We start from the raw sequence: 12,666 nt of genomic DNA on the forward strand, positions 1-12,666 counted from the left end.
AAACGCAAGAAGTCCTCGTGATGACGACCACGAATGATGTCCACCCTGCGTTGCAGATGCTGGAGTTTGTCGGGCGGGAGATGCCTGGCGTGTGGACACGCATCGAAGAATTGCGCGCGGAGTTCCGCACGGTGGCTGACTGGCCAACGTGGTGTTTCGCGCCCACTGCCGTGGCTTACCCCATTTCCGGCGACCAACCCATGCTCGCCGCGAAGCTCACGGCGCTCGCCGCCTGGCGCATGACGAAGGGGATCTACCGCTTCGATCCGACACTGATGGAGGCGCTGATCGACACGCCGCTTGACGGGGATGTGCCGGTCGACGTCTTGCGTCGCCTGCCGGAGTGGTGCATCTACCTTGAACTCGATCGACTTCCCACTTGGAGAGGTGCGGCGCGAGGGGTGTGGCTCTCTCTGGAGCGAGCGGGTACGACCGATGGCGGCCCGCTCGTACTCCACCTCTTGCTCGACTCAGAGCGAGATCTGGACTCTTCGCTGAATGATCACTCGATGCTGGCGGTGGCGGTGCCGCTCGCGGGCGAATCGCTTCTCACGTCGCTTCAGCAGTGTCTCGGGAATGTCCCGGACGATCCTCTTGTCGTGCGGCTGAACGCCATCGTCCAACCCATCCTTTCATTGCTGCTCTACGTGTGTTCACAAGGCGCCGAGATGAGCCGCGGCGGCGTTGCGGCGCGGCCTTCGTTGCCGGTGCCCGTCCGCACGCGACGCAAGGGGGAACGCCTTTTTCCTGCGGCAGCGCCGGTGCGATGAGACTTGGGCGTGCGGATCGGCGCTGCACTGCGTGCAGCCCAAGCGACGTGCGAAACCTCGCCTGCGACCGGCACAGGAGCAACCGTTCTGCCTCATCTCCGGCGCGCACATTGGCACACGATACTTTCCGGGCCGCGCAAAGGTGTCCCTGCGGATTTGCGCGCGCGCGAAGTGCGCTGGATGCCCCCGATCGCCGTGAACGTCCGCGAGCTCGAGGAACTGCCAGCCGTCATCCGGCCAGTGCGCCAGGTGTGAGCGCGAACCGCTGCATCGCCGGTGGCGCGCCGCTTGGCCGAAGCCGACGTTCATGTCGCGCCCTGCTCGCCCGACGGGCATCGCCGGGTACTCCGATCCCGAAGCGCCATGCGCCTGCTTGCCGCGGTAGGTCCAGGACGCGGCCTGGTGGTGGCGTGGCACCGGCCTCGCGGCGTCGATATGGAGCGCTTCCTACTGCGCAAGCTCAGCCCGGATGTGGGTCCCTACGGCGTCCTCCGGACACCCGGCCGCGGGGTGGCCGTCGCCGATGATGGCGACCACGTTGCGGTCGAGCTTGTCGCCGGGGCGGATCATGCCGGCGTCGACGGCGGCCTCGGTGAAGCGCGCGACGGGGTCGCGCGCTCCACCGACCGGATCGGCGTCCTCGTTCTCGGCCGCGTCGATGCTGGTAAGAAAACCCATGCCCATTTGGTTGCTCCTTGCATACGCGCTCAGCTTGGCTGCGGGTCGTCCGGTCTGGCCTTGCCGGTGCGCTCTGCGAACCCCTCGCGAGTGAGACCCGGGTTGGCGGCGCGCCACAGGCGCCCGCGCACGACGAGGTAGCGCCCGTCGGGCGTGAGCAGGTATTGCTCCGCCGGGGCCGGTTTGTCGCCGTGACGGCCGAGGCCTGCAGCGCGGACAGCCGGCTCGCGCGCTTCGTCGGGCTCGACGCCTACGAAGCCGAGGGCGGCACGGTGCGACGCGACCTGTTCGCTTCCCTGGATGACCTCAGCGGCATCTACCTGGCCAACCCGCAACTGCTGCAGACGCTGGCCATCGACAAGCTGCGCGGTGTTGCCGAGGGCATCAAGGAGGAGGGCTGGTCATGGGTGGAATGCTCGCTCGACGCCGACACGACCGCGTGGCGCGTCTACGGCCGCGCGGACAAGGAGCGGCGCGAACCGAGCGCCGAAGAGGCTGCGCTGATCGAGCAACTCGCCGCCGAGCAACGCGCCCATGCATAAGCGTATGACAGGCACCAGGACGAGGGTGACCTCGACGCCGAGGAATTCGAACTCACCGAACAGCAGTTGTGCGAAGCGCTCGACACGGCCGAGCAGAAGCTGGAAGCGGCGACCGAGGTGCTGTGGCAATGGACGCCGGAACGACTCGCGATCGCGGGGGCATTGATTCGCCTCGACAGCCGTGGCGATGTCGTGATCGACCGTGGCCTCGTTCGTCCGAGCGACCGCAAGGCGGCGGCCGTCGGGACGGGCGAAAGTGTGGACGGGGAGGATGAATCGGCTCCTCGCGACCTGCCTTCGATCTCGCGTCCGGAGTTCAGCGAGAAGCTGATGCGCGACCTCACGTCGCACCGGACAGCGGCGATCCAGGCCGCGCTGGTGCAGAACCCCCACGTCGCGCTGGTGACGCTGGTGCACCGGATGACGGAGACGGTGTTCGGACTCTATGGCTCAGGCGACGACATCGTGAAGGTGTCGGTGCGTGTGACGGGCGACAGCACCTTGGCGCAGGAGGCAAGCGAGTATTCGGAGAGTCCGGCGGCGCCGGTGCTCGGCAGCGCCGAGACAGCATGGGGCGATCGGCTGCCGGGAAGCCCTGATGCTTGTTTCGATGGTTGCTGGCCCAGCCTCAAGAGACGCTGCTCGTGCTTGCGTACTGCACGGCGCGCAGCGTCAACGCCGTGGGGGGGCGCCGCCCGCGTTCCTACAACCACAGCGATGCCCTCGCCGAAGCCTTGGGCGTTGACATGGCCGACTGGTGGCTGCCGACCGAGCGCCGCTATCTGAGCAGCGTCAGCAAGGTCAAGGCGCTGGAGGCCGTCCGAGAAGCGACGGGCCTCGATCCCGCGCAGGCGACCGCTGGCATTAAGAAGGCCGAAGTGGTGACCTATTGCGCAAGCAAGCTCGAAGGGACGCGGTGGCTGCCGTCGCCGCTTCGCGCGAGCAACGCCGCCTTGAGGGAGGAGACAGCGCTGCAAGGCGACACGTCCGAGGACTGAGGCGTCCTCGGACTCGCGCCGGCGAGGCCAGCCTCGCCGGTTTTTCTATTTGCCCATGACCTCGTGCACCTTGATTCGGGTGCCCGCATCGAGCGAGGACCACGCCGACTGCAGGGCGCGGCCGATTCGGGCTTGCTCGAGGAGATCACGACCGATGAAACACAGAACGGCGGCCACGAGCGCAGCGGACAGCAAGGCGCTGCCCACCGATGCGGCCAGCACCGCCGGCCAGGAACTTGGCCTTCCGGGTTTCGCTGGCGACACGGCACCGGCTCCTCCCATCGACGCTTCAATGCGGGCGGCGGAGCCGTTCAGCTTCCGTCCCGCTTCGAGCAGCGCCGGCTGGGCATCGACGGTCCGCTGAACCAGCGCGCCGAGCGTCTCCAGATCGGCGTTGAGTTCCGCGCGCACGGCCTTCAACGTCGTGGCGACCTCGTCGGCCTGCCTCAGGAGAGGCTCGACGTCTTCCAGCAAGATCCGTAGCGCCGCGTGCTGGGCGCTGGTCGGGTTCATGCCCGTCGGGCCTTCACCGCCGCCGCTGCACTCGGAAACAGCGTGCGGTGGACCTGCGAGAGGTTCTCGTGGGCAGTCACGGCCAGGTCGTGCGTCATCTGTCGCGACATCGCGCGCTCCAGCGCCACCAGGTCGCCGGCTCGCTTCGCCTCGCCCCGTGCGGCCTTCCAGTCGGTGCCGTCCTGCGCAAGTTCCATGATGGTCTTCTTGCTGGACTTCGCCAGCTCGTAGACCTCGTTCAACGTCACGACCGCGTGCGGTTCGAACACCGCCTTGCCCTTGCCATCCGTGGCGCCGTAACCGGCGACCTGGGCGTAGACGAGCTCGATCGGCTCGAGGTCCTCGGTCGGGTACTGGTTGAAGAGCACCCGCACCTTCTGGCCATCAATGCCCAGCTTGTGCAGCCAGTCGATCGTCGCGATGGTGTCGCGCTGCTGCTTGTCGGCCGGTACGGTCGGCACCAGCACCAGGTCGAACTCGCCGACCGCGCTCTTGAAGCGCGTCATCTCGGTCATGAATGCCGCCACGTTCGAGGCGCCCACATCGACGATCACTTCGTCGTTGAGCATGATTTCCCGGAAGATTTCCTTGAACCGGCTGGCACTCAGTTCCTCGACATCCAATGCCTCCACGTCGTTGACGTTGCTGGCATTGATGGACTCGACGCTGATGATCTTGGAGCCGGGGGCGAAAGCGGCCAGCAGGTGCACCGCGAGCGTGCTCTTGCCGACATTGCCCGAGAGGTTGAGGACACAGATTTTCATGGACGAGTCTTCCGATGAAGGTCTCTGGCGACCTGTGCGTAGTCGCGCGAGGCCACTTGCATGGCCCCTGCCAGCGCGTCGAGGACGTGCGTCGGGGAGGAGAGGGCGTTTCCGGGCGTGACCGTTGCCGCGCCGTCCGGAGATCGTGAGGCTCGGCTTGGCTCAGGCGTGGGTTGCGCCTGAGGCATCGCAGACGCTCCGACGGCGTGCACGGCGCTCTTGCGAGCCCTGACCAGGCAGACCCGGTAGTTGTTCCAGCTGGTCTCGAGGCCGCCGGCCTGAAGGCGGGCGTGGATGGCTGAATGGCTATGGCCCTGCCGATGCGCTTGCGCAATCAGGTCCCGCAGGCGCGCGATCACGATTGAAGTGCTTCGCAGCTTTTCCGCCACCAGGAGCTCAGTGCTTCGCTGAACAAGATCGAGAATGTTCTGGTTCTCCATGCTGCTGGATAAACGTTGCATTCGACGATACATTGTGGCGCATAAGAAGCTGGTTGTCTTGTTAATCAGGATACACCGTGAGTACATTGAAGACGCAGCAGGAGTACATCTTGAGCACACCTTGGACGCAGTCTGCCTACGGCCCACTGTCACGCTCTCGGCCGATCCTTCGGCTCGGCCGACCCGTTTTCCTCATCGAAGTCCGCGTTTCGGCGGACGGCAGAGGGTTCGCTGACTCGCCTAGGGGCGATACACCATACGCACCTACCAGGTGCCGGCAAACCCGCATGCAGACTGGAAAGTTCGGTACGACCTCCGGTCGCCGCGGTATGACCCAGCAGGCCGGAATCCGCATGGACAGGGCGTGAGGGGGTAGGACCATGCCCAGCATCGTGTCCATCAAGTTCAACGACGAAGAGGCCGAGCTGCTGCAGCGCGCCCATGCGGCGTCCGGTGTTGCGGGGTTGAGCTCCCACATCAAGCAGGTCTACTTCGACGCCCTCAAGCTCAACGTCGGCGTGTTGCAGGAGATCCGCGGCGACCTTGACCGCATCGGCGCCGGCGTGGAGCGGCTGCGCGACAGCGACGCTGGCAAACCGGACACCGACATGCTGCTGGCCATCGCATGCGGCCTGTACGTGATGGTGCGCAAGTCGGTGGGGGAGAGCATCCGCGCCCAGGCCGACCAGGTGCTCGACGTCTCGGCCATCGAGGGCTACTTGAGGGGCCGCTGATGTTCGTCAATCACCGCACCCCCGACAACACGCTGCGCTCGTGGCTCGCGCTCGGCGTCTTCGCGGCCATCATCGGCGGGTGGATCGCCGGTGTGGCGCTCTACTACCGGCTTCCCGCATCCCTGTTCGCGCGCGGCCTCTGGTATGCGGCCAAGGAAACGCCGGGCATCCCGGCGCTTTGGCTCGGCCCTGCCGTCGGTTTGCTCCTCGGCATCCTGATGCTCGCCCTCTGCGCGAAGCGCTACGCCAACCACTTCGGCGGTGCCGTGTTCATCACGCGCCTCCGCGGCCCGAAGATGGTCAGCCAAACCCTCCTGGCCGAGCAGACCCGCAAGGGCGGCCAGCAGCTGCGCTTCGCTGGCATTCCGATTCCGAAGGAGGTCGAGAACACGCAATTCTTCGTGGGTGGATCCACCGGCACGGGTAAGAGCGTGTGCATCAGCGACTACATCGAAAGCGCGGTGGCCCGCCACGACCGCGTCATCTGCGTGGACCCGGATGGCGCGTCGATGCGCTACTTCTACGCCCCCGGCGACGTGATCCTCAACCCCTTCGACCAGCGCAGCCAAGGCTGGAGCATCTTCAACGAGATCCGCACCAGCTTCGACTGCGAGCAGTACGCGATCAGCCTGATCCCGCGCAGCCCCTCGACCGAGCAGGAAACCTGGAACAGCATGGGACGCACGATCGTGAGCGAAACGCTCACGGTCCTGCTGCGGCAGGGCGCGGGGACGACGGAGCGCCTGGTCTACTGGCTCACGACGGCCAGCAACGACGACCTTAAGGCGCTGCTGGCGGGAACGCCGGCGGCAGGGTGCTTTCACGGCGCCCCTGACACGCTCGCCAGCATCCGCACGGTGCTTACCCAGTACATCACGCCGCACAAGTACCTGCCCTCGGGCGACTTCTCCTTCCGGGATTGGCTCGACACAGGCAGGGGGAGCCTGTGGATCACCTGGCGCGAGGACATGCTGCAGGCCCTGAAGCCGCTGATCTCATGCTGGGTCGACGTCACCTGTGCAAGCGTCCTGTCGATGCCGGAAGACCCGAATCGCCGCATGCACCTGGTGTGCGACGAGCTCGATTCGCTGGAGAAGCTGAACTACATCATCGATGCGGCGACGAAGGGCCGGAAGAAGGGGCTGCGGATCATGCCGGGGGTGCAGTCGCTGGCGCAGCTCAACGACATCTACGGCAAGGACGATGCGCTCACGCTGCGCAACTGCTTCCGAAGCGCCTTCCTGTGTGGCATCGGCGAGCTCGACACCTACACCGCCGAGGAGTTCTCTCGCGGACTGGGCGAGCACACGGTGCTGCGACGTGCACCGAGCGTGTCGGTCGGCACCGCAGGGGGCAAGGGGACGATCTCGCATCGCCAGGACACCGAGCGGCTCGTCTCGCCGGCGGAGTTCCATCTGCTGCCGAATCTCACCGGCTACGTGAAGCTGGCGGGCAACTACCCCATCGCGCGCGTGACGATGAAGTACAAGGCCCGACCGCTGGTAGTCGCGCCGATGGTTATGGCGGACGGGTTTCACGATCGCCCGCAGGAAGAGAATCTGCTCTTCAGCGCGCCGACGGGGACGACGGCTGCGGCCGCTCGCGAGGGCGTCCCGGCAGCGGCAACGACCTGAGGACGGGAGGGAGCCGCATGCTGTCCTTCAAGTTCGTGACCAGCGCCTCGGGCGCGGCCCACTACTTCGAGACCTCCGACGACTATTACGGCAAGGAGGGCCATCGCGGGGAATGGATCGGGCACGGGGTGATCGACCTCGGACTGGACGGCGCACAGGCGGTCGATCGCGAGACCTTTCAGAACCTGCTCGATGGTGAGCTGCCCAACGGCAAGCGCATTCGATTGAGCCAGACCAAGGGCAGCAAGGACCGCAAGGGGATCGACTTCACCTTCAGCGCGCCGAAGTCCGTCAGTATTCAGGCGCTGGTGCAGGGGGACCAGCGCATCGTCGCTGCCCACGACGCGGCCGTGAGGAGGAGCCTCGAGCTCATGCAGGAGTTCGCCGCCACCCGCAAGAAGCAGGCAGGGCTGTCGTTCCGCGAACGCACCGGCAAGCTGGTCGCGGCGACCTTCCGCCATGAACTGTCGCGGGCGCAGGACCCGCAGCTGCACACCCATGCCATCGTCATGAACCTGACCCAACGCGCCGACGGCGAGTGGCGCGCGCTGTCCAACGAGGACCTGCTCAAGAACGTCAAGATGGTCGGCGCGTTCTACCGCGCGACGCTGGCGGCCGGGCTGAAGGCGCTGGGATTCGATCTGCGCGAGACCCGCAAGGGCGGCTGGGAGTTGGCACACATCCCGGATGCGGCCATCCAGCATTTCAGCCAGCGTAGCCAGGAAATCGAGCAGCTGCTGGCGGGGCGCGGCCAGGACCGCGACAACGCCTCGACGGCACAGAAGCAGATCATCACGCTGGCCACGCGCCGCAAGAAGACCGAGAGCGATCGGGCTTGGCTGCGCCAGCATTGGCGGCAGACGGCACGCGAGGCCGGCGTCGACCTCGGCGCACAGGATGGATTCGCGCACAGCGCGAACAAGGCGGCCAGCCGGGCCGGCGATGCCGTCGTCGAGAAGCTCACTGGCAGGAGCGCGGCACTGAAGGCAGCCGACGAGGCGATCGATTTCGCGATCGCGCATCTGGCCGAACGGCAGGGGATCTTCTCGCGCGGAGAGCTGCTGGAAGTGGCGTATGGGCGCGCGGCGATCCGGACCACGACTTCTGCCGTGGAGGCCGCGCTCCACAAGGCCGCGACCGATGGGCGCTTGCTACCGGAACTGCCGCTGTACCAGACCGCTCGCTCGCTCAACATCAGTGCCGGCGAACTGGCGAAGGACCCGCGCGCCAGCCGTTTCAAGGGCCATGACGAGTTCGAGAAGCTGACGCGGGCGTCATGGATCGCCCTGACCATGTCGGCGCGCGGTCAGACGCAGGGGCAGGCCGAAGCATCGGTCGACGCCGCGATCCGGCGCGGCGCATTGGTCTCAGCCGAGGCGCGCTTCGCAACGCCTGAAGCCAGACGCAGCGAGATCCGCCTGCTCGCGATCGAGAAGAATGGCCGGGGCAGGGTGCCGGCGGTCGCGTCACCCGAGACGGTCGCCACCCTACTGGCGTCGAGCGACCTGAATGCTGGCCAACGCGAAGCCGTGGCCATGGTGCTGACCGCGCGCGACCGGTTCGTGGGGATCCAGGGGCTGGCCGGCACCGGCAAGAGCCACATGCTGAGCAAGGCGGTGCAGGGCATCAAGGCGCAGACGGCCAAGCTCTCCGGCCGGCACGGCTACCGCGTCATCGGGCTCGCGCCCTACGCTTCGCAGAACCAGGCACTGGCGTCGCTCGGCATGGAGTCGCAGACCCTGGCCTCGTTCCTCGCGCGCACCAGCCAGCACCGCATGCTGGATCGCCACGCCATCGTGTTCCTGGACGAGGCCGGCGTCGTGCCCGCGCACCAGCTGGAGAAGCTCATGGCCCTCATCGAGAAACACGACGCGCGCCTGGTACTCACCGGCGATCGGAAGCAGACCCACGCCGTGGAAGCCGGCAAGCCCTTCGAGCAGCTGCAGGACGCCGGCATGACCAAGGCGTTCCTGACCGAGATCAAGCGCCAGAACAACGAGAGCATCCGCGCGGCCGTGGTGCACGCGGCGAATAACGAGGTACCGGCCGCGGTGTCAGTGCTCCAGAACACTGTGGTGGAGGTGAAGCAGGACGCGCGGCGGCACGCCCGCATTGCCGAGGCGTATGTCGGGCTTCCCGAGGGCGAGCGCAGGGAAACGTTGATCGTCGCGGGCACCAACGATGCGCGGCGCGCCATCAATGCGCTGGTTCGCGAGGGTCTCGCCCTGCCCAGCGGCGACAAGGTCGAGATTCTGATCAACGTCGACATGACGCGCGCGGAGCTCCGGTCGGCGCAAAGTTACGAGGCCGGGCAGGTCGTCGTGCCGCAGCGCACCTACATCGAAGAACGGGGCGAGACGTTGACCAAGGGCGAGCAACTGCAGGTCGTGAGCCACGACATCCGACGCAACGAACTGACGGTCGAGCGCGAAGGCGGGCAGCGCTTCAGCTTCGACCCTTCCCGGCAGTCGATGTTGCGGGTATACGAGCGCGAGAGCGTGGACTTGGCGCCGGGCGACTGGGTGCGCGTCAGCGCCAACGACAAGACCTTGGGGATCTGCAACGGGGGGCGCTACCAGGTTGCGGCCGTGGACGCGATGCACGTGACACTTAAGGGCGGAGACACGGACGTCCGCATCGATCGCCGCCGGCCGGTGCACCTGCAACACGGCTATGCGAGCACCATCCATTCCGCGCAGGGCCTGACCAAGAACCGGGTGCTCGTGGACGCCAACACCAAGAGCCTCACCAGCAACCGTGCAGTCTTCTACGTGGCCATTTCGCGGCCGCGCAACGAGATCACTCTGTTCACGGACGATGCGTCGAAGCTCGCGGCGGCCATGAGCCGGGAACCCAAGAAGTTCGCCGCGTTGGAACTGCGCAATCAGCGCAATGAAGCGATGGTTTTGAGAACCAAAGTTGACCGAGCAGCGCGCAGCAAGCTGGCCGCGCAAGTCAGGATCCGCCCGCCAACCGCGCGCCCTGCGATGGAAGCACTTAGAGTTCGACGTTAGCGGTGGAAGTTGCCACCCGAAGGAAAGCAAACCGTCGTGGCTCGCGAGGTCAATCATGAATGCACGGGACTCGATCATGGCTACTTCCCTGATGGTCGTCTTGGCGCTCGGTGCGCCAGCGACCGCTGCGGCGCAATGCGTGCGGGATGCGTTCCTGGCCGTGAGCGGACCGGCACCGGCCGGCATGCAACGCAGTGTCGTCGAGCTGACGGAAGCACAGCTCATGGCGCTCCCGGTCTCCACCATCACCACTGCTACCGAATGGACACCGGTCAGCCGTTTCGATGGTCCCCTGCTGAGCGATGTGCTCAAGCTCGCCGCGGTCCAGGGCCGGGTGCTTCGGGTCTTCGCGCTGGACGACTACTCGATCTCGATTCCCTGGAGCGACCTCGCGCAATACGGCGTGATCCTGGCGCACACGCGCGATGGCGAGCGCATGACGCGGCGCCGGTTCGGTCCGCTCTTCGTGATCTATCCGCGCGACAAGTTCGCCGCGCTGCAGACGCCGACCATGGGCGCGCGCTTCATCTGGCAGGTGTGTCGCATTGATGTGGAATGAGTTCACAGCGAAATGGCCCAAGCGCTGGCGTCTGTACGTCGTCCTGGCGCTGTTTCCGGTCCTGATCTTCGCGCCGATCCTGTGGTACTTCTCGCCGCGCCTGTCGTCGTGGCTCAATGAAGAACCGCTCGAGGGCTTCTATTGGTCGGCGGCGCAGTACCAGATCGCCTTCGGCAAGCTGCGCGAGCAGTTGCTGATTGCCGCGGCTGCCGGCTCGGCCCTCGAGCCCGTCGATTCCGCCGAGCTCGTGATGCGCGGCGAGGTGCTGCTCTCCAAGGGGCGGCTGCTGACCGAGCCGTCGGTGAGCCGATCGCGTCTGCAAGCAATCCCGGGCTTCGAGGAGAGTGCCACGCAAATTGCGCGCTTCGACCAGGAGGTCAGCGAGATCCTGCATCGGCCGGATCTGTCGGCCGTGGATGCCAAGGAAGCCCTGAACGAGTTCGATGCCTTGGACGCCACTGTTGTGCGCTTGGCCAATGCGGCGCGCCAGCGCGAAATCGACGGGCGGTCGTCCGTGTTCGAGGCCATCAAGCAGGACGAGCACGATGGGCTGATCCAGGCGCTGCTGGTCTGGGCGGTCTGCATGGGTTGGCTCGGCTGGATCCTGCTGGCGCACCGGCGCAAGCAGCAGCTGGCGCACGAGCGGCTGCGAGCGCTCGAAGCCGAGCGCCTGGCCAGGGAGCAGCTGGATCAGGCCATGAAGACGAAGGTGCAATTCCTGAGCATGGTGAGCCACGAGCTTCGCTCGCCCCTGCAGGCCATTGTCTCGTCGGTCGACGTGCTCAACCTGCAGATTCCGCCCTCCGAACGCCTGAGCGCGATCCAGCGCATCCGGCGCTCTGCGCTGATGCTCGGCGTGCAGCTGCGCGACCTGCTGACCATCGCACGCGGCGAGGCCGGGCGGCTGGAGATCAATCCCGAATCGTTCGAGGCTAGCGCCCTGGTCGAGGACGTGGCCGATGTGGCCGCGCATGCCGCCCGCGAAAAGGGGCTGCAGTTCCACACGCAGGTGCCTGAGGAGCCGGTGTTCGCGCGGGCCGACGTGCAGCGTATCAGCCAGGTACTGGCCAACCTGGTGAGCAACGCGGTCCGCTACACGCGCGCCGGCCAGGTCTCGTTCTCGCTGGAGACGCCCGTAGAGCAGGACGGCCGCATCGTCTTCGTGGTCTCCGACACGGGGCCAGGCCTGCCCGAGCGTGCCGTCGCCCGACTGACGGCGCCGCGCAGCAGCGATGACGAATTGCGCCCGAGGCAGGACGGTTCGGGGGTCGGACTCATGATCGTCAGGACCGTCATCGAGCACCTGGGTGGCACGATCGATGTGGCAGTTATGCCGGGCGCCGGCACGCGCATCACCGTCGCGATTCCTGTTGTGTTCGAGGATCCGGATGCGGTTCCCAACGACGCGACGGCAGACGGCCTGGTGCTGGTGGCGGAGGATCAGGCCGTGATTTCCGCCTCGGTGGTGGCGCTGGTCGAGGGGCTGGGCCACCCCTGTCATGTGGCCGACTCGGGATCTGCCGCGATGGAGCTGCTGTCCGAGCACGCCTACGAGACGGCCTTCATCGACCTGGACCTGCCGGAGATCGGCGGCGTGGAGCTGGCGAGACGCGTGCGGCGCAACCCCGGCCCCAATCAGAATGCCTACCTCGTGGCGATCACTGCGGCGCGCCCCGAGATCGAGGACGACCCGTTCGATCAGGTTCTGGTCAAGCCGGTGGAGGGGCTGCGCGTCCAGTGGCATCTAGCCCATCGGTCACGAGCGCGGAAAGAAGGAAAGGCGGCTGCATCGGTCTCTCGACCAGTTGCGCCTTGACCGACCTGCGAGCGCTGCTCAGCAAGTTGTCGCTCGACGGACCGCCATCGCACTTGGTCCCGGTTTCGGACAACGGGCGCGACCTCCAGTTCTATCTTTGATGTGCCGTCGGGCCGGACCTAGGAAGCGTTGTCGTCTACGGCCCCGGTGCTGATGGAAAGCGGCCGTCGCAGGGGTTCTTCGAGTTCGTCGAGCGAGCCGCGC

The 12,666-nt window shown here is 66.4% G+C and carries 12 protein-coding genes and 1 pseudogene; 9 read left to right on the forward strand and 4 right to left on the reverse strand.

Annotated elements, in window-relative coordinates; all coding sequences use genetic code 11:
- Positions 1 to 239: 239 nt before the first annotated feature.
- Positions 240 to 1,025, forward strand: a pseudogene (locus AC3A6X_RS29300) (AcrVA2 family anti-CRISPR protein).
- 192 nt (positions 1,026 to 1,217) lie between these two features.
- On the opposite strand, the gene AC3A6X_RS29305 reads toward AC3A6X_RS29300, so the two are convergent.
- On the reverse strand, positions 1,218 to 1,448 hold the full coding sequence (locus tag AC3A6X_RS29305; protein ID WP_487845457.1) for a hypothetical protein: 231 nt from the start codon (positions 1,446 to 1,448) through the stop codon (positions 1,218 to 1,220).
- A gap of 191 nt (positions 1,449 to 1,639) precedes the next feature.
- Between AC3A6X_RS29305 and AC3A6X_RS29310 the strand changes: the two genes are divergently transcribed.
- The 3 genes from AC3A6X_RS29310 (at position 1,640) to AC3A6X_RS29320 (ending at position 2,988) form a co-directional block, all read left to right on the forward strand.
- Entirely contained in the window at positions 1,640 to 1,990 is a 351-nt protein-coding gene (locus AC3A6X_RS29310; protein WP_487845458.1) for a hypothetical protein, read from the forward strand.
- 66 nt (positions 1,991 to 2,056) lie between these two features.
- Positions 2,057 to 2,776, forward strand: coding sequence for a hypothetical protein (locus tag AC3A6X_RS29315; RefSeq protein WP_487845459.1), 720 nt, complete (start codon positions 2,057 to 2,059; stop codon positions 2,774 to 2,776).
- The gene (locus tag AC3A6X_RS29320) at positions 2,737 to 2,988 is read left to right on the forward strand and encodes a hypothetical protein (RefSeq protein ID WP_487845460.1); all 252 of its coding nucleotides are present in this window, start codon (positions 2,737 to 2,739) and stop codon (positions 2,986 to 2,988) included. Before AC3A6X_RS29315 ends, AC3A6X_RS29320 begins: the two co-directional genes overlap by 40 nt.
- 45 nt (positions 2,989 to 3,033) lie before the next feature.
- Here AC3A6X_RS29320 and AC3A6X_RS29325 read toward each other — a convergent pair whose 3' ends face one another.
- Genes AC3A6X_RS29325 through AC3A6X_RS29335 form a run of 3 tightly spaced genes read right to left on the reverse strand, consistent with a single transcriptional unit; the run spans position 3,034 to position 4,705 of the window.
- Complete coding sequence (locus AC3A6X_RS29325; RefSeq protein ID WP_487845461.1) at positions 3,034 to 3,501, reverse strand: hypothetical protein; 468 nt, start codon at positions 3,499 to 3,501, stop codon at positions 3,034 to 3,036.
- The gene (gene stbB / locus AC3A6X_RS29330) at positions 3,498 to 4,265 is read right to left on the reverse strand and encodes a StbB family protein (RefSeq protein ID WP_487845462.1); all 768 of its coding nucleotides are present in this window, start codon (positions 4,263 to 4,265) and stop codon (positions 3,498 to 3,500) included. Before stbB ends, AC3A6X_RS29325 begins: the two co-directional genes overlap by 4 nt.
- Entirely contained in the window at positions 4,262 to 4,705 is a 444-nt protein-coding gene (locus AC3A6X_RS29335; RefSeq protein ID WP_487845463.1) for a hypothetical protein, read from the reverse strand. Before AC3A6X_RS29335 ends, stbB begins: the two co-directional genes overlap by 4 nt.
- A gap of 380 nt (positions 4,706 to 5,085) precedes the next feature.
- Between AC3A6X_RS29335 and AC3A6X_RS29340 the strand changes: the two genes are divergently transcribed.
- From AC3A6X_RS29340 to AC3A6X_RS29360, 5 genes are all read left to right on the forward strand, one after another.
- Positions 5,086 to 5,439: a hypothetical protein gene (locus AC3A6X_RS29340; RefSeq protein WP_487845464.1), complete on the forward strand. Its 354-nt coding sequence runs from the start codon at positions 5,086 to 5,088 to the stop codon at positions 5,437 to 5,439.
- Positions 5,439 to 7,073 (forward strand): type IV secretion system DNA-binding domain-containing protein, encoded by a 1,635-nt coding sequence (locus AC3A6X_RS29345; RefSeq protein WP_487845465.1) that lies wholly within the window; start codon positions 5,439 to 5,441, stop codon positions 7,071 to 7,073. Before AC3A6X_RS29340 ends, AC3A6X_RS29345 begins: the two co-directional genes overlap by 1 nt.
- A gap of 17 nt (positions 7,074 to 7,090) precedes the next feature.
- Positions 7,091 to 10,087 carry a MobF family relaxase gene (gene mobF / locus AC3A6X_RS29350; RefSeq protein ID WP_487845466.1) on the forward strand — a complete coding sequence of 999 codons (2,997 nt, stop codon included), beginning with the start codon at positions 7,091 to 7,093 and terminating at the stop codon, positions 10,085 to 10,087.
- A 76-nt stretch (positions 10,088 to 10,163) separates the two neighbouring features.
- Complete coding sequence (locus AC3A6X_RS29355; protein WP_487845467.1) at positions 10,164 to 10,646, forward strand: putative pterin-binding protein; 483 nt, start codon at positions 10,164 to 10,166, stop codon at positions 10,644 to 10,646.
- Positions 10,636 to 12,462 carry a hybrid sensor histidine kinase/response regulator gene (locus tag AC3A6X_RS29360; protein WP_487845468.1) on the forward strand — a complete coding sequence of 609 codons (1,827 nt, stop codon included), beginning with the start codon at positions 10,636 to 10,638 and terminating at the stop codon, positions 12,460 to 12,462. The genes AC3A6X_RS29355 and AC3A6X_RS29360 overlap by 11 nt, the downstream gene beginning before the upstream one ends.
- The last annotated feature ends 204 nt before the right edge of the window (positions 12,463 to 12,666 follow it).

This window comes from Variovorax sp. Soil_C_12 (assembly GCF_057657375.1).

Bases quoted from the DNA above. Each gene is read 5' to 3' on its own strand.
- AC3A6X_RS29305 (WP_487845457.1), bottom strand. From the start codon at position 1,448: ATGGGTTTTCTTACCAGCATCGACGCGGCCGAGAACGAGGACGCCGAT.
- AC3A6X_RS29320 (WP_487845460.1), top strand. From the start codon at position 2,737: ATGGCCGACTGGTGGCTGCCGACCGAGCGCCGCTATCTGAGCAGCGTC.
- AC3A6X_RS29325 (WP_487845461.1), bottom strand. From the start codon at position 3,501: ATGAACCCGACCAGCGCCCAGCACGCGGCGCTACGGATCTTGCTGGAA.
- stbB (WP_487845462.1), bottom strand. From the start codon at position 4,265: ATGAAAATCTGTGTCCTCAACCTCTCGGGCAATGTCGGCAAGAGCACG.
- AC3A6X_RS29335 (WP_487845463.1), bottom strand. From the start codon at position 4,705: ATGGAGAACCAGAACATTCTCGATCTTGTTCAGCGAAGCACTGAGCTC.
- AC3A6X_RS29340 (WP_487845464.1), top strand. From the start codon at position 5,086: ATGCCCAGCATCGTGTCCATCAAGTTCAACGACGAAGAGGCCGAGCTG.
- AC3A6X_RS29345 (WP_487845465.1), top strand. From the start codon at position 5,439: ATGTTCGTCAATCACCGCACCCCCGACAACACGCTGCGCTCGTGGCTC.
- mobF (WP_487845466.1), top strand. From the start codon at position 7,091: ATGCTGTCCTTCAAGTTCGTGACCAGCGCCTCGGGCGCGGCCCACTAC.
- AC3A6X_RS29355 (WP_487845467.1), top strand. From the start codon at position 10,164: ATGGCTACTTCCCTGATGGTCGTCTTGGCGCTCGGTGCGCCAGCGACC.
- AC3A6X_RS29360 (WP_487845468.1), top strand. From the start codon at position 10,636: ATGTGGAATGAGTTCACAGCGAAATGGCCCAAGCGCTGGCGTCTGTAC.